Annotated in this window: 21 protein-coding genes and 2 pseudogenes; 19 read left to right on the top strand and 4 right to left on the bottom strand. The window is 32.3% G+C overall.

What is annotated here, in order from left to right; translation table 11 throughout:
* The first annotated feature begins 2 nt into the window (after positions 1-2).
* The 7 genes from ABH902_RS04970 to ABH902_RS04940 are packed head-to-tail and all read left to right on the top strand — an operon-like array spanning position 3 to position 7,800.
* A complete protein-coding gene (locus ABH902_RS04970; RefSeq protein WP_404589450.1) occupies positions 3-1,202 on the top strand; it encodes an acetyl-CoA carboxylase biotin carboxylase subunit family protein in 1,200 nt (399 codons plus the stop codon).
* Between the two features lie 31 nt (positions 1,203-1,233).
* A complete protein-coding gene (locus ABH902_RS04965; protein WP_404589449.1) occupies positions 1,234-2,415 on the top strand; it encodes an aminotransferase class V-fold PLP-dependent enzyme in 1,182 nt (393 codons plus the stop codon).
* Between the two features lie 17 nt (positions 2,416-2,432).
* The gene (locus ABH902_RS04960; RefSeq protein WP_404589448.1) at positions 2,433-3,398 is read left to right on the top strand and encodes a U32 family peptidase; all 966 of its coding nucleotides are present in this window, start codon (positions 2,433-2,435) and stop codon (positions 3,396-3,398) included.
* 46 nt (positions 3,399-3,444) lie between these two features.
* Positions 3,445-4,317 carry a radical SAM protein gene (locus tag ABH902_RS04955; RefSeq protein ID WP_404589447.1) on the top strand — a complete coding sequence of 291 codons (873 nt, stop codon included), beginning with the start codon at positions 3,445-3,447 and terminating at the stop codon, positions 4,315-4,317.
* 3 nt (positions 4,318-4,320) lie between these two features.
* Positions 4,321-5,640, top strand: a complete 1,320-nt coding sequence (locus ABH902_RS04950) for a hypothetical protein (protein ID WP_404589446.1) — start codon at positions 4,321-4,323, stop codon at positions 5,638-5,640.
* Positions 5,637-6,566 carry a RimK family alpha-L-glutamate ligase gene (locus ABH902_RS04945; protein ID WP_404589445.1) on the top strand — a complete coding sequence of 310 codons (930 nt, stop codon included), beginning with the start codon at positions 5,637-5,639 and terminating at the stop codon, positions 6,564-6,566. The genes ABH902_RS04950 and ABH902_RS04945 overlap by 4 nt, the downstream gene beginning before the upstream one ends.
* A 31-nt stretch (positions 6,567-6,597) precedes the next feature.
* Positions 6,598-7,800: an acetyl-CoA carboxylase biotin carboxylase subunit family protein gene (locus tag ABH902_RS04940; protein ID WP_404589444.1), complete on the top strand. Its 1,203-nt coding sequence runs from the start codon at positions 6,598-6,600 to the stop codon at positions 7,798-7,800.
* 5 nt (positions 7,801-7,805) lie between these two features.
* On the opposite strand, the gene ABH902_RS04935 is transcribed toward ABH902_RS04940, so the two are convergent.
* Positions 7,806-9,488 (bottom strand): ABC transporter substrate-binding protein, encoded by a 1,683-nt coding sequence (locus ABH902_RS04935; RefSeq protein WP_404589443.1) that lies wholly within the window; start codon positions 9,486-9,488, stop codon positions 7,806-7,808.
* Between the two features lie 132 nt (positions 9,489-9,620).
* Between ABH902_RS04935 and ABH902_RS04930 the strand changes: the two genes are divergently transcribed.
* From ABH902_RS04930 to ABH902_RS04895, 8 genes and pseudogenes are all read left to right on the top strand, one after another.
* Entirely contained in the window at positions 9,621-10,871 is a 1,251-nt protein-coding gene (locus ABH902_RS04930) for an MFS transporter (protein ID WP_404589442.1), read from the top strand.
* Positions 10,872-10,910: 39 nt separating this feature from the next.
* Positions 10,911-11,117, top strand: coding sequence for a hypothetical protein (locus ABH902_RS04925; protein WP_404589441.1), 207 nt, complete (start codon positions 10,911-10,913; stop codon positions 11,115-11,117).
* Positions 11,118-11,274: 157 nt separating this feature from the next.
* Positions 11,275-12,114, top strand: coding sequence for an ATP-grasp domain-containing protein (locus ABH902_RS04920; protein ID WP_404589615.1), 840 nt, complete (start codon positions 11,275-11,277; stop codon positions 12,112-12,114).
* A gap of 404 nt (positions 12,115-12,518) precedes the next feature.
* A pseudogene (locus ABH902_RS04915) lies at positions 12,519-12,703 on the top strand (transcription termination/antitermination NusG family protein); the annotation flags it as partial.
* Between the two features lie 790 nt (positions 12,704-13,493).
* The gene (locus ABH902_RS04910) at positions 13,494-14,717 is read left to right on the top strand and encodes a glucosaminidase domain-containing protein (RefSeq protein WP_404589440.1); all 1,224 of its coding nucleotides are present in this window, start codon (positions 13,494-13,496) and stop codon (positions 14,715-14,717) included.
* Positions 14,718-15,258: 541 nt separating this feature from the next.
* On the top strand, positions 15,259-16,632 hold the full coding sequence (locus tag ABH902_RS04905; protein WP_404589614.1) for a hypothetical protein: 1,374 nt from the start codon (positions 15,259-15,261) through the stop codon (positions 16,630-16,632).
* A 1,054-nt stretch (positions 16,633-17,686) separates the two neighbouring features.
* Entirely contained in the window at positions 17,687-18,091 is a 405-nt protein-coding gene (locus tag ABH902_RS04900) for a pyridoxamine 5'-phosphate oxidase family protein (protein ID WP_404589439.1), read from the top strand.
* A gap of 164 nt (positions 18,092-18,255) precedes the next feature.
* Positions 18,256-18,405 (top strand): hypothetical protein, encoded by a 150-nt coding sequence (locus ABH902_RS04895; protein ID WP_404589438.1) that lies wholly within the window; start codon positions 18,256-18,258, stop codon positions 18,403-18,405.
* 313 nt (positions 18,406-18,718) lie between these two features.
* Here ABH902_RS04895 and ABH902_RS04890 read toward each other — a convergent pair whose 3' ends face one another.
* Positions 18,719-19,528, bottom strand: a complete 810-nt coding sequence (locus ABH902_RS04890; RefSeq protein WP_404589437.1) for a metallophosphoesterase — start codon at positions 19,526-19,528, stop codon at positions 18,719-18,721.
* Positions 19,529-19,692: 164 nt separating this feature from the next.
* Between ABH902_RS04890 and ABH902_RS04885 the strand changes: the two genes are divergently transcribed.
* The 4 genes and pseudogenes from ABH902_RS04885 to ABH902_RS04870 form a co-directional block, all read left to right on the top strand.
* Positions 19,693-20,757 carry a M24 family metallopeptidase gene (locus tag ABH902_RS04885; RefSeq protein WP_404589436.1) on the top strand — a complete coding sequence of 355 codons (1,065 nt, stop codon included), beginning with the start codon at positions 19,693-19,695 and terminating at the stop codon, positions 20,755-20,757.
* Between the two features lie 180 nt (positions 20,758-20,937).
* Positions 20,938-21,363, top strand: coding sequence for an Asp23/Gls24 family envelope stress response protein (locus ABH902_RS04880; protein WP_404589435.1), 426 nt, complete (start codon positions 20,938-20,940; stop codon positions 21,361-21,363).
* Complete coding sequence (nusB, locus tag ABH902_RS04875) at positions 21,356-21,808, top strand: transcription antitermination factor NusB (RefSeq protein WP_404589434.1); 453 nt, start codon at positions 21,356-21,358, stop codon at positions 21,806-21,808. The genes ABH902_RS04880 and nusB overlap by 8 nt, the downstream gene beginning before the upstream one ends.
* Before the next feature lie 310 nt (positions 21,809-22,118).
* Positions 22,119-22,253 (top strand): annotated as a pseudogene (locus ABH902_RS04870) (DUF2695 domain-containing protein); the annotation flags it as partial.
* A gap of 584 nt (positions 22,254-22,837) precedes the next feature.
* Here ABH902_RS04870 and ABH902_RS04865 read toward each other — a convergent pair.
* Both ABH902_RS04865 and ABH902_RS04860 read right to left on the bottom strand, forming a co-directional pair.
* Entirely contained in the window at positions 22,838-23,482 is a 645-nt protein-coding gene (locus ABH902_RS04865; protein ID WP_404589433.1) for a histidine phosphatase family protein, read from the bottom strand.
* 137 nt (positions 23,483-23,619) lie between these two features.
* A partial coding sequence (locus ABH902_RS04860; RefSeq protein WP_404589432.1) for a transposase occupies positions 23,620-23,871 on the bottom strand: 252 nt, incomplete at its 5' end.

Below are 23,871 nucleotides of genomic sequence, written 5' to 3'. Positions count from 1 at the left end.
CCATGGAGGCTATAGTAAGTATTTTTGATTATCCTGAAGTAAGCAATTATATTCACGAGAATTTCAAAGAAGAGTATCAAGTACTCATATGTCATAAAAGTATGATTAAAAGTGACGAAAGAGAATTAGAGAAATTTAATGAAGTAATAAAAATGAATAATATATTCGATTATGATGAGGTTGAGAAAAAGATTAGAGATGTTGAGAAAAAATATAAAATAGCAAATGTAGTTTCTGGATTTGAGCTGACTTTGGAAATTGCTTCTGAAATGAGAAATAGATTCGGGATCAAAAAAGGTCCTAGTTTAGAAGAAATAACTAGAGGTAGAAATAAGTATTTAATGAAAAAAAATGTGCGTAACTTTGGCATAAAGATCGCCAATTTTGAAATTGTTAGAAGCATAGAAGATGTAAAAATATTCGTAGCTAAGTATGATTTTCCAGTTGTTATAAAACCACTTTCAGCTGCAGGTGCTTTAAATACTATAAAAATCAATAAAATGAGTGAGCTTGAGCAATACACATTTACAAATGATGAATACCTCGTTGAAGAGTACATTTTAGGAGAAGAATATCATTGTGACTCTGTTATAGAAGATGGGAAAGTAGTATTCCATAGTGTAGCTAAGTATTTAGAGAAACCCATTAATGTGGAAAATGGAATAAGTAGCAGAGGTTCTATTATATTTCCTTCAATATATGAGAAAAATCCTATTGTTAAAGACATTATAGAAATGAATCAATCAGTAGTTGAAGCACTAAGCATATCGAATTCGGTATGTCATGCTGAATTTTTTGTAACAGATTTTGGAGAACTTTATTTTGGAGAAATAGGGCTTCGGGTAGGTGGAGGAAGTAGAATGACGCCTGCTATCGAATCAGTTCACGGAGTTGATTTGCATTTATGTTTTAATAATACCATATTTGGTTTAAGTAACCTGAAAATTATAGAAAAAAAAGAGAATACATTTTTTTCAGGGTGGAAAGATATTTTAGCTACTCAGGATGGATATGTGAATTCAATAGCATTTAAGGAGAGGCTACCTAAAGCATTAGATCTAAGGGAATTGACCATTTTGTGTAATAATAACTTATTTCTAAAGAAGAGAGAGAGGATTGGTTATGTGAACTTAAATTCTAGCAATTATGCGTTACTTCACGAAACATTAACTGATATTAATTCATTACTACAGATTAAATAAACTATAAAATTATTTTAAAGGAGAGTTAGCAATGTTGGATGTGAGAAAAGACTTTCCAATTTTAGATAACTGTAAAGAAGCTTATTTTGATAATGCCGCTACAACATTTAAACCTTTACCTGTAATCGATGCAGTCAGTAACTATTATTGTAACTATACCGCAAATGCTTTTAGAGGAAATTATAAAAATGCTGAGATAGTTTCAAATTTATTAGATGAAACACGAAGAGAAATTGCTGAGTTTATCAATGCAGATTACGAGGAGATCATTTTTACAAGTGGTGCAACTGATTCAATCAATAAACTTGTTAACATGATGCAATTAAGTAAAAGAGATTGTATTTTATGTTCCAGAGTTGAACACCATTCAAATTTGCTACCTTGGATGAATAAAGCAAAAGTTGAGTTTATAGATATGGATCAAAATTTAAAAATAAATCCAAACAGTTTAAAAGACAGGCTATTAATTGGAGATGTAAACTGTGTAACATTTTCAGATGTTTCAAATGTTACAGGTATCAGGCAGAATTCAAAAGAGATAATTTCAATATGTCGTTCAAACGATGTAAGAACCTTTTTAGATGTGACACAATCCATAGGACATTTTAAAGTTGATGTAAAAAATCTAGACTGTGATTATTTAACATTTTCTTCGCATAAAATTTTAGGACCTAGTGGGGTTGGAATTCTATATATAAAAAAAGAACGTCAAGAAGAACTTAAGCTTTCGATATTTGGTGGCGGCATGGTCAATCATATAGGGGAAAAAAACGAGTACAAACCAGCACCATTCTGTTTTGAAGCTGGTACCCCTCCTATTGAAGGCATTATTGGTTTCAAAGCGGCAGTTCAATATTTAAATAATCTTCAGTACAAAAATATTCAGGCATACGAAAATAAGTTGTTTTCTAAGATAGTAAACGAAATTATTTCTCTTGATTTTATAACTGAAATAAATCCTAGTGATGATAAATCAATTCCGATATTTACTTTTAGACCTAAAAATCCTGATATAGATATAAATTTTGTTACTAAACTACTTTCTGATAGTTATGGTGTAGCTCTTAATTCAGGGTTTCAATGTTGTCAGCCGCTTTATAGTTATTTGAAAATTGATGGCGGTATTAGGATTTCAGGGTATATTTACAACAATGAAAAGGATGTATTACGACTGAAAAATGCACTTTTAAGTATAGAAAGTATATTAAAATAAATGAAAGAGGGATAGAGATGGATTACAATTTACTTGTTGGATATGATGGAAAAATGGACACTTTGAAAAAAGTACTTGCAACATCAGAAAAAATTTCTGATGTGTATACTGGGGGATTGAAAAACCTAATTAATAGTGGAAGATATCAATATGCAGAGTCTGTAAGTTCGTTAGTTGAGCAGATAAATTATGTTCATAGTAAAGGTGCGACCTACTCGGTCACCTTAAATGCTGTTGCCGGAGTTCCCCCTAAAAAAGATACTTTGTGGTGGGAGGAAATTTCAGATTATTTAAAAAAATTAGAATTTATCGGGGTAGATAATATCATTCTTAGTCATCCATTTTTAATGGAATTAGCAAAGAGCAAAACCTCTTTAAATGTTATGACATCAACGATGTGTGAAATAAATAATACAAGAACAGCTTTGTATTATGAAGGTTTTGGAGCGGATTATCTTTGTCCTTCAGTTAGTATCAACAATGATTTGAAGGAATTAAGACAAATGAAAAATGCTTTGAAGAATTCAAAATTAAAGCTTCTGGTAAATGAATATTGTCTTGGAGGATGTCCCTACAGAAGATTTCATCAGAATAATTTATCTCAACCAATTGGTGATGGGCAAGATATTGACTATGCTCTTTCTTGTACATCAATCTACCAAGATTCTCCCCATCTATTTCTTACTAATAATACGATTAGGCCGGAAGATTTGATTAACTACAAGGATATCTCTTCGGATTTTAAACTAGTAGGAAGAACAATCAAATCTGATACACTCTTGTTAATGATTAAAGCGTATAGTCAGGGATTTTATAATGGTAACTATATTGATTTAATAAATAACCACTTTAGCGATAAAGTCAATATCCCAAATGAAAAATTAACAGAATTATTCACAAAGAAAAGTAAATGTAAAAACTATTGCCATCAATGTAATTATTGTGAAACCTTGTTTAATAAGGTGGCAGAGACTAGCTTTTAATGAGTTAGAGATAAAAAACATTATTAGTGAAAGAGTGATTACAGATATGAAAAGAGTAATTAATATTGAGGCCACACCAAGATGTTTTGCTGATTGTTCCATGTGTCCAAGGGAATTGATTAAACAGTTTGGGGATATGGAGATTGGAATGGCTATTAAGATTGGGAATGTTCTAAACAAAATACCTAAAGATGAAATTAGTGAGGTTTCTATCGCTGGAAGAGGAGAACCAACACTACATCCATATTTTGGGAAATATATAAAGTCCATATCATCAAAACATAAATTGTCAGTTGTTAGCACCTTAGCAAATATGAATGATGAAATCATTGATTCTCTAAATCAGTATGTTAGTAAGTTAAGAATTTCAATTAGCTCAGTTAAGAAAGAAACTTTTCTTAAAGTTCACAGAGGGTTAGATTACAAAATTTTTTGGAAGAACTTTGATTTACTTGTTGAAAATTTTGATTCACAGAAAATTATAATTCATTTAGTGGGTGGTTCCGTTATTGCTGACGGATTAGAGGAAACGATTCTGTATTTAAAGAATAAAGGGATAAATAATATTTTTATTTTTCCTTTATGGAACAGGGGGGGAAGTAAGGAACAAACATTTTTAGATAGAGATTATTATATGAATAAATATGATATTAAAGCATCAGAAAGTGAATATTTAGATTTGTCATCTAACAAAAGACATTGTATTTTGGGAGACTCTAGTTTGAGTATTAATTATAATGGTGATGTTACAGCATGCTTTCAAGATTTTGCTTACAATAATATTATTGGAAATATTCAAACAGATTCTTATGATTTACTCTTGAATGTAAGAAAAAAACATCTAAAAAGAATGGAAATTTGCAAGAAGTGCAACTCTGGAAATGAAATAAAAACTTACAAGAAATCATTGGGGACATGAGGAATGCAAAATATTTATCAGTATGTTGAAAGTTTTCTCTGGAAAAAGTTTACAAGTAGCAAAGCTAAGAATATTGGTATAGAATTAGAATTTCCTTTGCTTGATGAGACAAAAAAATATGGAAATATAGAGGTTCATAGAAAACTAATAGAGTATTTTGTAAGAGAAAAAAAATTTATTCAAATAGAAAATCAGTTACAGTGTTACTGTCCAGTTAACTATGATGAGATATCATTTGATTTCTCGACAAATATTGTTGAGTTTTCTATGGCTAAATCAAAGAATATTCTAGATATAAAAAAGAGGTTTGAAAATTACTACGGTTTTGTTAGTGACTTTTTGAAACCATATAAATTTAAACTAGGAGATACGGGCATTCATCCAGATATTGATTTGATTAATTTTGAATCACTTGATACTCCATACTATAGAATGGTTCAAGCTCACTTAAGTAGTGAAAAAACGAAGAGGGTAGAAAACTCCTTTTGCTCTTACGCTTGTTCTATCCATACTCACGTTGATGTTTCATTGAACGAAATGGAAGAGTATATTGAATTGTTATCTTTTATTAGTTCAATTAAAGTAGTATTATTTTCTAACTCACTTTTGAACACTAATCTCCATAATGATAATAACTGTGTAAGAGATTATTTATGGAGAAATAGTAGATTTGGACATTATCCTTGGAATGTTAAGCATTATAAGCCTAGATGTACTTTAGAGGAAATAATACATGGAATTACAAAGCGCGAAATATTTTTTGTATGCAGAAATAATGAATATATAAGAATCCATCCAAGGACTTTAGACAGTTTTTATTCAACTAGAAGTATAAAAGGCAAGAATGTTACAACTAATGAAGAAGTTATTATTCAACCAGAATATAGAGACTTTGATGTGTGTAGGTCGTATAAACCAATAGAAGTAAGGAATCAAGGTACTTTAGAAATTAGGGATGATTGCCAACAGCCTTTAACGAGATGTTTTGCGCCTAGTGCCTTCATTAAGGGATGTTTGAACAATATGGAGGAGAGTAAACAAATTAAAAATATTTTTATAAAAAAATATCCTGTAATATTTTCAAATTATGAGAAATCAAGATTGTTATTGTCAAGTCATAAGTTTATTAACAATCATCTGGATAGTACATTTAATTCTTTGGTTAAGGAATTGCTTAGGATTTCTTTTATTGGTCTTAAGCATGAAGGATTAGGGGAAGAAACCTTGATTGAACATTTGTTATATGATGACATAATTTCCCCAGCTGAAGAGTTTAGACGAAAAAATGAAATAAACAATCTGAGAAAGAGTGAGTCTATATGAAAAAAGTGGGATTTTGGTTTTATCAAAATGAAAATGGAGATAAGGTTTTAGAAAAGATAAAGAGTGCGCTTGAAAAACAATGTATTGAAGTTATTACTGATTTTGATATGAGAAATTGTTATGTATACAATGGGGATATTTATACAGAAGATGGACGTTGTATCAGTGATTTGGATATGCTGTATCATATGAATGCGGATGAACAATCAAATTTCCAAGAAGATATTTTAAAGGTGTTATCTTATTCTAAAGTCAAAGTAATAAATGATTACTCTTCATTTTCAATTGCAAAAGATAAAATGTTAACAAACTTCTTATTGAGAAATAATGGATTAAGGGTTCCAAACGCATTATTTTTTAGTTCACGTTCAGATTTTGAAAAAGTTGAACCTTTATTAAAAGAATGGTCAACTTTTCTAGTAAAACCTAGAAGAAATCATTGTGGAAATGGCATTGTTAAATTTAGTGATACTGAGACATTGAACGATTTTATAAAATGTACAGAGTCATTTTTTTCTGATTACTACATTGAAGAATTTATAAAATTTGAAAAACATGACTATCGAATTGAGATTTTTAATGGAGAAGTAGTAGGGGGCTATAGCCGGGGACACAAACATAGTTATAAAACAAATATTGGTTCTGGTGGAGAGATGATGCCAATCCCTATGAAAGAAGAACATAAAAAAATAGCATTAAAGGCTTCCAAAATTATTGGTGTCACCACTACAATTGTTGACATAGTAGAGGATAGTAAAAATCAAAAGCCATATATTTTGGAGGTTAATCCAATTATGGGGATATTTATAGAAAATGCGATGAAATCAGGTTCGAGAATGCCTATACAAAGTAATTTTCCTGAAATATTTAAATCAGATGATAAAAAAATAGCTTGCATTGTAGACTATATTAAAAAAAATATATAATCATTTTTTGATTTTTAGGAGGAAGTAAGCAATGAAAAAGCGATTAGCCATACTGTATTTTTTTCGGAATGATTTTATTGATTTAAATAGACTGTTTAAACATAGTGATGTAGAAATTTGTTTATTTACTTGGAATGATTTTGAAAATAATTATTCAGAACATGCTGATAAAATAATCTCATATGAGCAGCTTAGACAACCAGAACTTTGTTTTTGGGATCTTATCAAGGAACACGAGGATAGTAATTTTACAAAAATAATTTCGTTTACAGAGAGAGAGATGATTGTAGCAGCTGCTGTCAGAGAATATTTAGGAATAGAAGGGCAATCTCTGGAAGATGCAACTAATTTTAGAGATAAATATATAATGAAAAATTACGTATCAAAATTGGTAAAAACCGCTTTTTATTTTAATGTGGATAGTATTATAGACATTCACAAATTTATCTCCTTAAATGGATATCCATTTATTATAAAACCTAGATTAGGAGCAGGTTCAAAAAATGTAAGCATAATCGAAAATGACATAGAACTTAGAAAGTATATATCCTCTAACTCAATAAAAGAATCTTTAATTGAAAGTTTGGTTGAAGGGACAGAGTACCATGTTGATGGGATATATGATCCTGAAAGAGATAAATTTAAATTTTTTTGCGCATCAAAATATCTTGTACCTTGTTTAGATTATCAAAAAGGAGAATATTTAGGTTCTGTCATAATTGAAGATAACTCGTATTTTTATCATAAAATTAAAACGGAAAGCAAAAAGGTTTTATCAAAACTAGTACGAAACCGCAAAGCACCTTTTTGCTTTCATGGTGAATTTTTCCAAAGAGAGAATGGAGATTTAATTTTTAGTGAATTATCGCCAAGATCAGGTGGAGGGCAAATAAATAGTTCAATAAAGAGCAAATATGGAGTTGATTTAACACTATTGGATATTGCTTTTCAGATTGATGAGAAGATTGGAAATCAAATATTTAATTCTGATTTCAAAAAGAATAATAAAAATATTGGTTGGGTATCGGTTCCTCCACATGTAAAAATCACTGCCCCATATTCAGACAATAAAAATGTTATAGATTCTTTTATTAATGAGCATAATAAAGAAAAAAAATCGAAACAAGCTAAATCCAGTGTAGATTATCAAATTGCCCATGTTGTTTCAGCACATTCTGAGCTTGAATTAAATGATACTATTTCTACTATTATTGATTGGTACAATGGGAGTTGAATCGTTTAATTTGACCATATTTTGTGTAGGTCAATGTTGCCTTTTGTATCAAATACAACACCATTTAAGTCTGGATGAAGTTGGTAATGTTTCATTGGTCGGTAAAGGTAGTACAGGAGCCCATTGGCTTGAATATAGTTTTCAACTTCTTCTCGTGCTGCTAACCGAGAAGATTCAGTAATACTAAATCTATATTGATTTAAAAGGATATTTAATTTTTTTTTGTGCTTAGCGCTAAAAAGATTTGCTGGGAAGAGAAATGGATTTAATAAAAAATCAATAAAGGCTAAATCATCAATCAATGTAGAAATATCAGTACCAATGATCATATCTGATTGAGTTTTAAGCTTTGTTAAATATTGATCATCCTCTAATGAGTAATGGTCTAATTGGATTTCTAATCCAAAAAATATTGCTTGGTTTATGAACCAATTTAATTCAGAGTGCATTCGTTGATTATTTGGAGCCGATAATATAAGTTTCTGACCAGCATAGTTGGATTTCTCTAGAAGGTTTTCGATAGTTTGAGTCTCGCGTTTTAAAGAACTATCACTAAAGAAGCTATTTATTGGTTTCAACATAGTAATATTTAGATCTGAAATCATTTGATAGATATCATAAATCAAACCAATAGCTTTTCTCATATATATATCTATTTTTTTATTTTCTTTCATAGTATTAAAAATAAGAAAACTACATCCTTTTAGCTCAATAGAAACAGATTCTTTCTTCTCATTTTCACTAGATTGATGATTTAATGATGGTAATAGAATTGAATTGTTAATATTTTTGTCAATGGTAATGATTTCAATTGTGTTAATAATGGGTTTTTCCTTGAAGTATGCTGAAAATGATTTTAATTTAAGATAATTTCTATTTTGAGAGATGACCTGAAATGCCCCACAACTTACTAAATTTTCTTCTTTTAAACTATTTGCTGGTTGAATGATAAGTGAATAATGTACAATCATATAGGCAAATAAGGGTTCAGACTGTTGAAATTTAAAGGTTATAGAGTGCTCATTTTCACATATTATTTCTAAAAGATTGTTTAATAACCAATAACCTGTATTACTCTTTTTAGAAATTCTAATAAAAGAGGCTTTTACGTCAGAGCTTGTGAGTCTTTCTCCATTGTGAAAAGTAATATTTTTTCTTAATTTAAAATTCCATACTTTAAAGTCTGATGAATGGTTCCAATGAATTGCAATCGAAGGCAATATTTTTTTTGAAGACTCACAAAAGGATAACAAATTTTCTCCGATTTCATTAATTAGAAAAGTTTCAAATAGAAAAGTTGCTCTGTGTGGTTGCAAAGATCTAAATGTTTTATTTGAAAGAAGAACTATGGAATCTAAATGATCTTCATTATTTTTTTCAAAAAGTTGATGAAAGGAATGAATGAAAGGAGAAAACCAAGATTCAGGTATATTCAGTTCTAATAATTGTAATGGAAATGTGATATCTTCAAAGTCTAAGCTAGTTATTAAAGCATTTTGTACATCATCCTTAAAGTTGTTTGAAAAAAGGATACTAGACAAGTTGCCTCTGCCTATACCAGAAGTATATTTTAGAAGTCCTGCTTTTTCGTAGTTTTTTATTTTTTGTTTTGTATTTTGTTTACTGTAATTCCATGAAGTAGCTAATTCAGATAGATTAAATTTTACAAACTGCTCTTTTTCAAACAAATACAAAATGCTCCGTAATAAAAAATAATTAATATCATTCATAATATGTGGGAAACCCATTTGACACTCCTTTCGACGTACTGCTTATTTTACTTACAATAATTATAATATTACAAAAGGAGTTGATTAGCAATGTTTAAAGGAATTAACCGGATTTTGAAAGTCAGATTAATGATAAATTTTTTTAGTAAATTGAGTGCTTCAATGCTGCTACCTTTCATGGCAATATATTATTTGAATTATTTTACAGTAGGTACATCTTCATTACTGGTTTTGATTACAACTGCGTTGCAATTGATTTCTAGTTTATATGGTGGATTTAAGACAGATAACATTGGTAGAAAAACAATGATGGTATCTGGTGAATTTTTAAAATTAAGTTGTATATTTTTTATGATTTTTCAACTATCTCCTATTATAATGTTTACTCTTTTTAGTGGAGTATGTGTATCACAAGGTTTGATAAATCCAGCAGCTGATGCAATGTTAATTGATCTAAGTAACTCGGAATCCAGACCCAAAATTTTTTCAGTTAATTATTGGATAACAAACCTTTCTATAATTATTGGAACTATTATCGGTGGATGGATGTTTGAGGCCTATTTTAGTGAGTTATTAATATTTTTATTTATGCTATCATGTGTAACGTCCTTATTAACGATTTTAAAAATTGAAGAGACTTTTTCTCCTGGAAAGGATATTGGCCAAAAGCATAGTACCTTAGAATCTTTATTATCAATATTTAGAAATTACGTTAATGTATTAAAGAATAAAAGATTTCTTTTTTTTACACTAGCTAGCATACTTATTGTGTCCGTGGAAAATCAACGAAGTAATTATATTTCATTGCATTTTGCACAAAACGTGTTAACTTCTTCAATATCTGTTTTTGGTAATAGACTTGAACTTGATGGGATTCGTTTATTTAGTGTGGTTTCTATAATTAATCCAATAATTATTGTAACACTGACACCGTTTATCATTAAAGTTTTTAATTCAGAGAGAATAAAATTATTCTTATTTTTGGGGATTATGTTATTTTCTTTTGGGTATGCTGGAATGGCTTATTTCACTCTGCCTACTGTATTAGCTGGTTCGATGATTATAGCATCATTGGGTGAGTTGATATATATCCCTTCCTCTCAGACAATTCTTGCTGAAGTTATTGATGAAAGCAAAAAAGGATCTTATATGGCTTTTAGTGGTATTAATATGCAAATTGGTCGGATGATCAGCGCGTTGTTTATTATGCTTAATGGTCGAGTATCACCATTGATAATAGCTATTTTAATCTTTATTAGTGGCATTTTAGGGCTGTTTTTTATGGTTTTTACTCTAAGAAGCAATGTAATTGTAAAAGTAACAAAAAAAGAGAAAATTTGATATCTTTTACCATAAGTGTGAGAAATAGGGAGAATGGATATGAAAATGGCAATAGTTTTGGTTGGTCAAAATAAAGCTTTTATAAAAGAGCTAGAAGAACTCAAAATTTGTGATCATTTTATAATTATTGAAAGTAATTCAATAATTAAAAATTTAGGATTATATGAAAGCCCAATTATCAAAAAACGGCTAAATATAGAATATTATAATAATCCAGATTTTTTAAAAACAGTGATTGTAGCTTAGAAGGATATGAAGTTAAAGCTGTAATTCCAGGATTTGAATACAGTGTTGTAGCTTCAAGTAAGCTATCTACTTTTTTTAAGGTACCTGGGATTGGTATAAAAGGAGCTACGATCTTTACGAATAAGTATAATTTAAGAGAATTTTGTGAAAAAATAATATAAATTCTTCTAACTTTAGCTTTATATCGACTTATAAGGATATTGAGGAATTTTATAACGGTCACAAAATTGTAATAAAGCCTACTAATCGGCAAGGATCAATCGGCATTGAATTTATTGACTCAGAAAGTGATATAATTAAAGGCTTTAGGAATAGTCAGATAATCATAGATGAGCCAATATTATCCAAAAAACAAATAGAACTAGAATTTTTGGTTGAAGATTATATACAAGGACAAGAGGTTAGTACAGAGGTTCTAGTAAGTAACGGTGAGGTAATCTTTAAAAACTTCACAAAAAAAGTAGGAATTCCAGGTCAAGAACATATAGAATATGCTAATTATATTCCAGCAAATAGTATTATGGAGCAAGTTGAACTACTAATTTCATCAGCCTCAGTTGGGACAGGTGTTCTTCATGCTGAATGGAAAATTTTTGAAAACAAAGCATATTTAATTGAGTGTGCTGCACGAATGCCAGGCGATTTTATACCGAATGGGATATCACTTTCTTACGATATGAATTTCAGAAAACAGTACATCTTATTAATGTGTGGCTTTCCGACTAGCATAAAAAGCGTTATAGTGAAATATTCGATAATTCAATATTGTTCAACTTCTAATAACGGAAAGCTGAGATCGATAGAAAATATTGAGTTGATTAAAGGATATAAAGAGTATATTACTGAGTTTCAATTATATGTAAACATAGGAGAACAAGTCGCTATTGCAAAATCATTTTGGGATAGGTTAGGGTACTTTATTTTATTTGGAGAAAATAAAGAGGAAATTTACGATATCAGAAATGAAATTTTGTCAAAAGTAGTTTTTGTTACGTAACCACGTAAGTACTCAAATTTTTGCTAAGCTAGATAAGTTTGAAATATTTTATCCAGTTTATTTGTTTCTTATCAGTATTCGCCTGCAAATTTTCAATCTCAGAGGCTTTAAGAAACTTACGCTCATCATTGCACAAGTTTCTTCAGTTGTTTCAGTAGGAAAAGTAATCAATGTACGATGGGTAAATTCGTTTTCACCAATATCCAATGTAATAAGCTGTGTTTGGTTATGATTTTAGTCATTAATATCAGATCACCCTGTTTTTCAGTTGTGGCAACCATTAAAATGTAGCCTCTACATTAGATATTCCAAGATTGAGCCAAGATATTTAATAACGTGCTGTGTGTTAAATTTTTGGGGAACTGAGTTTTTTTATTTTCACTTTTGAAACTCTTTATTGTTTTTTTCGCATAGTTGTTCCAGAAGAAACCGCGACAGAAATAAGAAATGGAAAATAATCTATTATAAAACTTTCCCAGGATATATCTTAGTAGAAATGACTATAACCGCCGATTCTTAGTACATCGTTCGTGTTACAGGGGTTATCAATTCACATGGGCAAAAACCAAAATATTTGCCCATAAGACAAAGTAACTGAAGTAGATTCCAAAGAGGTTAATTTTTAGGATGAGGAGAATAAAATATATAATGCATAAAATTACTTGAAAAAAATGGAAATGATAGAACAATTCATTTTATGTTTTGTCGGAGTATCCAGTTAATAGAACGCAATGCCTAGCTTTTTATTAACCTTGAACTGATTCGTACTGGAACGGACACATGCGGTTTTAATTAATTTAAATATGCTTGAAATCTTTTGTGGTAGTACACAAAAGGATACATTATGAAATCGAGAACGCTATATCCAGTCGCTCAATAATTTTTGAATTGAACTGCTCTATCCCTTGTGTAGTAAGGGGTAGAGCTTTTTTATTTTGGATAAACAAACACTTGAATGCCATTTTGAATGCCATCTACTAAAAATTAGCAAATTAAGTTAGTTTTTCTGTACCGCCATAGAAAAGTTATAATGACAAACGAACTTTATTTAAGCAAGAAGAGTACCATATACAAGGATAGCGTTATTTTATACGAATGACTATCATGCTTGAATTTTAAGTACATTAACCACGAAAATGTTCCGCATAGCTTTCACAGACAAGCAAATCGAGTGGTTGCTTCATTAAGACAAACTATTCGCACCTTTTTTATCTACGATCTTATTCGATAAAGGATAGTAACATAGTTATAAAAAGTAAGAATGTAGTACAACGGTTTTTTTGGGTGAATAATGACAGAACTGTGACAGTCTAAATAGCTAACTAGTGTATATAATTATCTTGTAAGATCTTACAAAATGAATAGTTAGGAGGTAAAAAATGGTTAAAGTATTAGATGTTGTAAATTATACTAATAGTTTGATAGGACGCTCTATTGACGAAGACGGGATGTATGGCGCTCAATGTATGGATTTAACGATTCATGTCATGAATCGTTATTTTGGCTGGCATCCAACAGGAAATGCCATTAATTTGACTTCACAAGTGATTCCAAGCGGATTTACAAGAATACGAATTTCGAATGCTTCTGAAATTAAGGCAGGAGATGTTCTTATCTGGGGATTGGGCACGTTTGCTGAATATGGGCACACGGCAATTGCTGTTGAGAATGGAAGCTCTAATGGTATTTTTGTATCCATTGATCAAAACTGGCTAAATCCAAGCTTAACGGTAGGTAGTCCTGCAGCTCGAATAACACACAATATGAATGGCGTGTGGGGCGTTATTCGACCTAATTACTCAGATGGAAATGATAGCTCTGGAGGGGGCGAATACTCAGGTGGAACATTAACTAATGCTGGAAATACAATTTCTCAAGAAACTATCCGTTTTGTTATCCAAGCTGCCAAGCCATACAATATTAAACCGAGCTTTCTAATTGCTCAAATGTTTATTGAAAGTCATTGGGGAAATCCGAATACGTCAATTGTAGGTAGTAAAGATAACAACTGGAGTGGTATTTCAGAACCATTTAATGTTCCCGATGAGTTGGGTATCAGCATGAGTCGTGGATCAGCAAGACCAGCAAATGAAGGCGGATATTATGTGCATTTTGCAACAGTGAACGATTTTTTCAAAGCTTTTGCTTTTCTGCTGTCCAAACGTAACGGTTTATATAATGTAGAAGGAACTACAACTATTCAAGATTACTGCAAGGGATTATTTCGAGTGGGTGGAGCAAGAGCAGATTATGCCGCAAGCGGCTATGATCACTATCTAAGTTTGCTCGTGCCTTCGTATAATGCAATCAACAGACAAAATCCAGGAAAGTTGGAGCAAATAGATTCCAGTACTGGAAATAATAATAATGAGATGGAGGAATTTTTAATGTGGGTATTTTATCAAGCAAATAGTAGTTCACCGGTAAAATGGTTTAATGGACAACATATATACTCGTTAGCTCATCCAGATGAAAAAGTAGCAATTAATCAAGTTTACCGAGCGAATACGGGGAAGGATGTTCCGACTCTAAGTAGTTGGAATGATAGTAATCCACTACATGCAAGGTTAGCCAATGTTTTAAAACGGCAAGCTGATTATTAAAAACTTGAGCCGAGATTGAGCCAAAAGCCTGACTTTTGTGCAATGTTTATTCGTAAATAAAGGGTGAAACGAAACTGCTTTTTAGTTTTGTCTCGCCCTCATCTCTTTCTTTAGCTTTTGGTAGCAGAGAAAATGAAAAAGAAATATGGGTTTTGCTTTGAGGAATCGCAGAAGTAGCGAAAGTTAGCTGCACCGTGGGCTCATCATTTTCTATATGTTAAGAGTGGAAGGGCTTCGGAAATAAGAGTTGCTAACAATTACTTCGTTGGCTACAGTTGCTTTTTAGTTTGATGGAATGGAACGCTCAATTAATAACAAAATAAAAACAAATGTAATCGTTGTTTAAGATAGGTACGTAAATATGTATTTTTTTAATATAAATAATAATATAGATATTAATCGGCTGTTTTTCCTAATTGGATATATAAATGTAATTTTGGAAATATTTATTGTATAAAAAATTGAAAAAAATAAATATCAAATGACCTGTTTTCTTGTGGTATAATTGAATAAAAAAATGAGGTTTCTAATGGTTAAAAGAATGATAAGTAATAAAAATTTAAATAAACAACATGTGATATATGTTCTTTTAGGTATCTGGATAGCTTTTTTATTTTTTAATTTTTATATGCCTACAGTACGAGCTGATGATTTATTTTATGCTAAAAGATTAAGTCAATTTGGTTATCTAGGTGCTTCGGCAGATCACTATAAAACATGGAGCTCTCGAATAATTATCGAGTTGTTTTTGATGTTTTTCTCCAATCATTTTGCATTGTGGAAAATCATAAACTCATTTGTGATGTTAGGTACTGTCCTCCTTTTATGTTTGTATATTTTTGATAAGATTCGAGTGAATCATTTACTGATAGTTTTTGCTGTTTATTGTTTCACACCCTTAACTATCATGGGAGAAACTGGGTGGATAGCGACAACACTTAATTATCATTGGCCGGTAACCTTTAGTTTGTGGGCGTTCCTTCCTTTTTACCAACGATTAAAAGATAGACCAATAAATGTGAAAAGTTATCGATTGATTATTCCTTTACTTATTTTTGCTGCCAATCAAGAGCAAGTAAATGCCTGCTATTTTGTTTTGACCGGTTTGCTGTCAATTGTCTTGTGGGTACAGGGAAGATATAACGTTAAATTAATGATACTTTCCATCATCAGCTTCATTGAGATTTTAATTACCCTGATAGCGCCGGGAAATGCTGCACGAAGTATAAGTGAAACCACGAGATGGTTTCCGCAATATAAAGATTTTAATTTGATTAATAAGCTTGATTTAGGGATTTCTTCTTTTGGAAAAGTATTTTTTCTGGATACGAATCTGATTTTTCTGTTTTTATTTGCGCTAGTCTTTTTTTTGTCTTACAAAAAATATCAACGTTATTCTTTGAAAGTTGCAGCAGGAATTCCTTTATTTTTGAACTTGATTATTTATATTGGAAACACAATGCAGCGCAGCTATACAAATATTGGTGAAAAAAGCAGTAGAAGAGCAATGATCTGGAGCAGCAGTAATTTAAATGAAGTCTTTTCAAAAATGGGGACAAAGCTATCGCTGACACATCCAGAAACTTGGGTACCTACTCTTTTAATAGTTGCTCTCTTAGCTTGCTTCATTATTGGATTATATGGAAGTTTTGCTAGCAGCAGGCAAGGAAAATTTGCTGTTTTGTTATTGTTGATGGGATTTTGTTCAAGAGTATTGATGGGTTTTTCGCCAACAGTTTGGGCATCCGGTTTGAGAACCTATTACATTATTTATATTGTTGTGGTGATTCTTATATTACTATTATTAAAAGAATTGTTTAAAGAAATCGACCAGAAACAAGTAGAGCATGTACAATTCGTTCTGATAGTCGTGGCCATCTGTACGTTTACTTTAATGATTTTGAATCGAGGATAGCGGCATAGATCTCTTTTCAGACCAGTTGTGTTTATAGGTGAGAAGGTATTAAAAGTGAATAAAAGTTGCTATAACGTTGAATAGAAAGAAAGCTTACCAGATATACCACAGTTTTATGATATAAATTATGTATATAAATATGGTACGAGTAAAACTTTTCCTGAAGGGAAAATAGGAAAGTATTATTTTCGTTTGACTAATTACTCTCCAGGAAAAGTAACCTATTTGATAAGTTTATATATGGGATGGAAAATACTATGTAAACTTAAGATAAGAACGTCTACCGTCTATTGGTGGGCGTTCTATTGTGTTATTACTAATCTGACAATTAACGAACAGCTCATTTAACTCGAGACGAACGGTGGTTTTCAAGATTTTTACGAACGATAATAATTAGACTTAATAAAGGATTGCCGAACGTATAAATCATCCCTGTTACCGATACAATTGCTGCCTCAGTCTGATTAACAGAAGCCGGAATATTACTGATAAGATATGTTATAAAGAATACAAGAAATAGCAATGCTGAAACAGATATGATGAGTAGAATCAAAATACTTAGTAAAAAAGTCTGGTTGTAACGCAATAAGCTATAAAAAATAATTAGCCAGACAAGTGCTCCCCCTACCCAAACAAAGCTATCATGTTCTATGAATAAAAGTACCAAGCAGAACAAGAGATTAACAGATATTAATGAAATATGTAAAAATTTAGTTATCATGATGAATCAACTCCTTTAAAAAAATTATAACATAGGGAGAATAAGCAAAATGAGAATATTTATACTTATTTCTTATTTATAGTAAAGCTGTTCTAGCAGACGCCTATAAAACCGATAAATGTATCAAACAGAGGAAAGATGATTTGATCTATGTACAGTTATCATCAGTTAAGTCAATCTGATGACTAGTATCGAATAAACTAAGGAGTGTAGTGACCTAGGTCTCTTTTTAGACAATCTTCTAAATCAGTCATGTTTATAGGTGAGAAGGGTGTTAAAAGTGAATAAAAATTGCTATAATAAGTTATTGTTATTCACAGAGGAGGCCTTCAAATGGAGTTGCATGAACGAATTCTAAAATTGCTTAACTCAAGCACAGTATTTTTAATTTCGACCATTGACAAACGTGGTTTCCCTACAGTGATAGCAGTTTCTGCACCGTTGTGGCGGGAAGGTTTATTGAAGTTTCAGTTTTATTTAGATGGAAACGGAGAAACAGCCAAAAATATTCAGCTGAATCCCAGTGGTGCGATTTGCTGTTATAAAGAAGTGGAGCATGAAAGCTTGTTGCTTAAAGGTAAATTTTCTCTGCAGCCAATAGAATCAGCAGATGAGCTGGAGCCGCGATTATCCGTTTATCAAAAAGAGCTGGCTCATTCAGAACCTGTACTTGTCATTTTTGAAACTTGGACGGCCAGAATTCATATGGACAAAAAGACGAAAAATATAATTGTATAAAATACAGGAGCAGCTGATTTCTTTGATCGGCTGTTTTTTATTAGCAACTATTTAAGAAGTTTGGCAATTTTTAATAACTCTTCACAGTTTATTCAAGGATCTTTATGGTTGAATTAAGCTTTCTTCGTTATAGTAAAAATAACAAGAAGAAAGGGGCGATGTTCATGTACGCTGTGAAAGTATTACATGGTTATATTAGTAAGGAAGGGCAACGTACAAGAGATAAAACATGTGCGAAAATTTTTACGACTAAAAATTATGCTGAAGCCTTTGCTGATAAAATCGGCGGTCGAGTGAAAAACTTAGCTGAATAAAACAGGAATCAGTTAGGTAAATTTATGAAAAAACCGAGTGTGAGACAAAAGTAAAGAACACTTTTGCCACACACTCAAAACACGAATAAACGGCGGGAACAGAAGCAGACCCTTCGGAAATAAGCCGAAATTCACAAAAATTTGAAAAACACCTAGTAGGAATCATTCAACATCGAAAGAAATCTTTCGTGTTTCATGTCATTTTCGTGAATTCCTTCTTATTGCGTTGAATCACGAAGAACGTAGTGATTCGATGATGAACGTACCTTCTCTTGGTTCTCAGGGCTTAGCACTTCTGTCCCGACCTCGGTTTTTAAAGATACAGATCAAAGATCGCAATTTCTGGCGGTACTCTAAAGCGTGCGGATATTTTCGTTGTGCCCAAACCGGAATTGACATATAAGGTTGTGTCGTTAGCCAGGTGGTAAAAGCCTTTTTCATAGTTTTTAGCTAAGGTATTTTTTATAGAGAAGAATGGGATTCTTATTTGTCCACCATGACTATGACCAGCTAAAACAAGCTGAATATCTTGATCTATTAAGTGATCAGCTGTATCAGGCTCATGCGTTAAGACAATGGTATAATCGCTTTGCCGCTCTTGAAGTGCAGCTGAAATAGAAGCATTACCTAATAAAGAGTCGTCTAAACCAGCAATGTAGAGCGATTTTTGGTTAGCTAAAGTAATCGTTGTACCAGAATTTTCCAATAATTGAAAATCAGCTGCGGCTAAAATTTCGGGATAAACACGAGAGGCGGCACCGCCGTAATCATGATTGCCCCAAACAGCAAACTTACCTAAAGGTGCTGATAAGTTACCCAAAGCGGAAGTAACAGCTTCGGCGGGACCGTACTTAGCGTAATTATCAAACAAATCTCCTGTAAATACGATAATGTCCGGCTGCTCGTCATTAACCTTGGCAACAATTTTTTCTAACTGGTCGGAGGTGTAGTCTTTTTTTATATGTATATCTGATAGCTGAACAATGCGCAAAGGTTTCTGCTCATTCTTTTTGCCTAAAACATAGTGATGGCGGACGATTCTTTTGGGTTCAATTTTAAACGCATAAAACAACAGGCCAACCAAAATTAACATTAATAAATAAATGATTCCTCTTTTTTTCATAATCCCTCGCTTTCATTGCCATTAAGATAACAGGTAGAACTTAAAAAAGGTTAAATATAATGGAAACTTTAGAATAATTTAGAGGTTATGCTTCTTCAGTTTTTTTTAAAATTAATCTTTGTTATAATAAGTAGGAATTCTAAATAGGAAAGAAGGGCCAACAAATGATGATGCGAGTAAATAAATTACGGGAACAAATGAAGAAAAACAATTTATCTGGCTTTCTAATTACTAGTCCATATAATTTGCGCTACTTAACTAATTTTACTGGAACGACCGGCTTGGCTGTTATTACACTGGAAAAAGCTTTTTTTATCACGGATTTTCGTTACACGGAACAGGCTGCGGCACAGGCTCAGGGCTTTGAAATTATTAAAAATGAAGGTCCGATTTTTGATGAAGTTGTCGCACTAGCTGAAAAAGAGCAGTTAGAAAATTTAGCTTTTGAAGAAACTTACGTCAGCTTTGCGGAGTACAGCTTGTTGGAAGAGATTACGCCCTGTGACTTAATTCCAGTTGCCGGTATGATTGAAGAGCTGCGTGAAATAAAAGACGAAGAAGAAATTGCCATCATTGAAAAAGCCTGCAGTATCGCTGATGCTGCGTTCAAAAATATTTTAACACTCATTAAACCAGGTATGACTGAAATTGAGATTGCCAATCAAATGGATTTTTATATGCGCTCATTAGGTGCTTCTGGTGTTTCGTTTGATACGATTGTAGCCAGTGGTGTGCGTTCCGCAATGCCTCATGGTGTGGCCAGTGAGAAAATAATCGAAAAGGGTGATTTAATTACGTTGGATTTCGGTTGCTACTATCAAGGCTATGTTTCAGATATGACGCGAACCTTTGCGATTGGCGAACCAGAAAGCAAATTAAAAGAGATTTATCAGATTGTTTTAGAGGCGCAATTAAAAGTTATTGATGCAGCTAAACCGGGTATGACAGGGATTCAATTGGATAAAATTGCCCGCGATCATATCTCTTCTTATGGTTATGGCACTGCCTTTGGTCATAGTACAGGTCACGGCATTGGGCTGGAAATTCATGAAGGTCCGAATGTTTCCTTTAGAGCAGACAAACAATTTGTACCGGGCAATGTTATTACAGATGAACCGGGCATTTATTTACCGGGATTGGGCGGTGTTCGAATTGAAGACGATCTGCTTATTACAGCAGAGGGCAACCGTGTCTTAACTCACTCTCCGAAGGAATTGATTATTTTATAGGCTTTGGTACAAAAGAATTAATTATTTGTTTTGATGCGCTTTCTTCTAGTTTTTTTGGTAGCGAAACGCATCATTTAATGATAAACTAGTGATGAATGTAAACTTAGATAGGTAAATGGACGAAGCAGCAGAAAATCAAGTTCTATCAGCTTTTGTGCATAACTATTGAGGAGGATAAAAATGACTGACGAAAAAAATCTAGTGATTAATACAAAAGATTCATTAGGCGAGATTGTTATTGCGCCAGAAGTAATCGAAGTCATTATTGGTATTGCAGCATCTAAAGTGGATGGCGTATATGGTATGCGCGGCACCTTTGCTAATAATGTAACAGAATTCCTAGGTCGTGCTGCTCACGGCAAAGGCGTTTATTTAAAAGCAGAAGAAGACGGCCTAAAGGTGGATATTTACTGCTATTTGGATTATGGTATCTCAGTACCTAAAGTCGCTTTGGAAATGCAGGATTTGGTCAAACAACAGGTTCTGTTTATGACGGACATTGATTTAGTGGAAGTAAACATCCATGTTGTCGCTGTTGTACCGGAAAAATTACCGGAACCAGATTTTGACGAACTATTCCCGGAAGAAGAGGGCGAAAATGAGTAAGCCAAGTTTTACTCGTCGTGAGATTCGTGAAAAAGCACTGCAAGCCTTGTTTCCTTTAGATTTTAATGCGGATTTGACCAAACAAGATGCGATTTCCTACGCATTGGAATTGGATCATCATGAGATTATTAGTGAAGATGAAGAAGCCTTTGTTCCATCCTATTTAGATTTATTAGTTGGCGGCGTGTGCAATAGAAAAGCAGAATTAGACGAGGTTATTGAAAAGCATTTAGGCCGTAACTGGTCATTAAATCGCATTGCGAAGATGGATCTGATTGTTTTACGTATCGCTATTTTTGAAATGCTGTATGCAGCTGACGTTCCGAATACCGTCGCATTAAACGAAGCGCTTGAATTAACGAAAAAATATAGTGATGACCGCTCAAGAAAGTTTGTCAATGGCGTGTTGTCGAATGTGATGAAAGAAATTGAAGTGAAAGAATAGTTTTTTATTAGCTATTTTTATTTTCATTATATAAAAATGGTGAATAATTCTTTTAAGAACAACTTTTTAGACTAAGATGAAATGTGCTTAGTCTTTTTTTGTTTTATAAGATTTATTATTTTAAATTTTTTCAATCGCTTATGAATTGTGTGTATTTAAAATGAAGGTTTAAGCTATTATATGAATTTAATAAACTGGTTATTGTATGTTTTTTACCTGCTAAATAAATTGAGACATTTCAAAAGGATCGATAAGGTAGGATAAAAATGAAAAGAGAGGAAAAGAAAAAGGGGGCGCAAATAACCATCAGCTTACGATTGAGTATCTACAGAAATATGAACTTGGGGAAGAAAAAATTCTAAATTGGTTGAGAGATAATGGCGGCTATTGCGACTGTGAAGTTTTACTGAATGTAGAAGAGCTGAAAGCTTCTCAAAAGGAGTAATAGAAGATGAATGAATTATTGCACAATGAATTTGGCAGCTACGAAATAGATTATTATGAAGAGTAAAATAATGAATATGCTGGAATCGTAATAAAAACTTCTTCAAAAATAGAAGGATGAGCCAAGGGACTAGAAGAAACTATTTCAAGAAGAGGATAAATTTCGGCTTTTAAAAAAAGGAGCACATCTGTTGGTTGGTTTTATCATGCTGCTTAGCAATAATAGGAACTCTTTCAGTCGGAGCAACGATTTTAGGGTTATTAGCAAAAAAAGTAATTCCTGACAGAATATCCACCAGCTTATGGCCGTCTAGACACGAGAAGATTTTTAAAGGCTCTACGGAAAAAGCATAACTCAAATAGTACTTGGGAAAGATTATTAGCTACTATAGGAAACTCCAAAGAGTGAAGCTTCTCCCAAAGAGGCTCATAACTGCATTTTTGTTTCTATGTAAGTAGCGCGACATTATCCTTTTCACTATATTTCATATTTTTATATTGGCTGTTGTAAAGATCTTGTGCCATATTTTCAGTTTTCTTCTTAATTCCTATTATCGCCTGAGCCGCAAAGGCGTATGATGCTTATCATGTAAGGATAGAAAAACTTTTACCATCCCATTTAATACAAATAATATCGACATTTTTGATTTTAGGTTTTTTTCGCAACATTTCTTTTGAAAACAAATACAGCAATGTTTTAATAGCAAAAGCATGGGTAACAATCAGGACGTTTGGATTATCCAAGTGAATAAAATTATCACCTGTATCTTTGAGAAAACTTTCCAATCTATCCATAATCATCTGAAACGGTTCAACCATACCTGTGATGTCGGATTTATAAATAACCTCATGAACTTCTGGCAGACGGTAATTAAGTGCTGCAAAATCATTTTGTATCTGTAATTCATTCATCATACTGGAAATAAACTTATTATTATTTTCTGCTTCCCAACAGCCCAAACACCACTCACGGAGCCTTTTATCAGTAATAACTGGCAGTTCATTTTGTCCCTGTGCAGTTAATATGGTTTTTCCAGTCTGTAAAGCTCTAGATGTATCACTGGAAAATGCAGATGAAAACTGGACATTTTTCAGTTGTAGTCCTAATTGTGAGGCTGCTTGGATTCCTCTTTCAGTTAATGGGGAATCCACCCAACCTTGTGCTTTATGTAATTGGTTAAGTAATGTTTCCCCATGTCGAGTAACATAGAAAGTAACTGTTGAATTCATGTTTTATCCTCCGAAATAATCCTATGTAATCGCTTCACCTTATTGGTAATAGTCGAATCAAGAAATTATTAACATTGTACCAGAACCACCCACCCAAAACAACGCTAAAGCAAAAGCGTAACGGCGGGATGTAGATATTAGAAGGAGAATATACATCTTCGATCGCCTCTAGGAAGTATGTAAGAAAGAACAAGGTGAAGATTTTTCAGACGGAGAAATTCAACAAATGAAGCCGTTTTATATCCAGCATCAACAGCTACCGTATGTATCGCTAGAAATTTAGTACAGATAGAAGCAACTAAATCAGGAGCAATTTGACTATCATGACGGTTACCAGGAGTCACAATAACATCCAAAATAAATCCATATTCATCACAATCTGTATGGGC

It is taken from the genome of Enterococcus sp. UD-01, assembly GCF_044909655.1.
Taxonomy (GTDB): domain Bacteria; phylum Bacillota; class Bacilli; order Lactobacillales; family Enterococcaceae; genus Enterococcus_L.
Note: the sequence above shows the minus strand (reverse complement) of the source record. Positions and strands in the feature narration are given on the sequence as shown.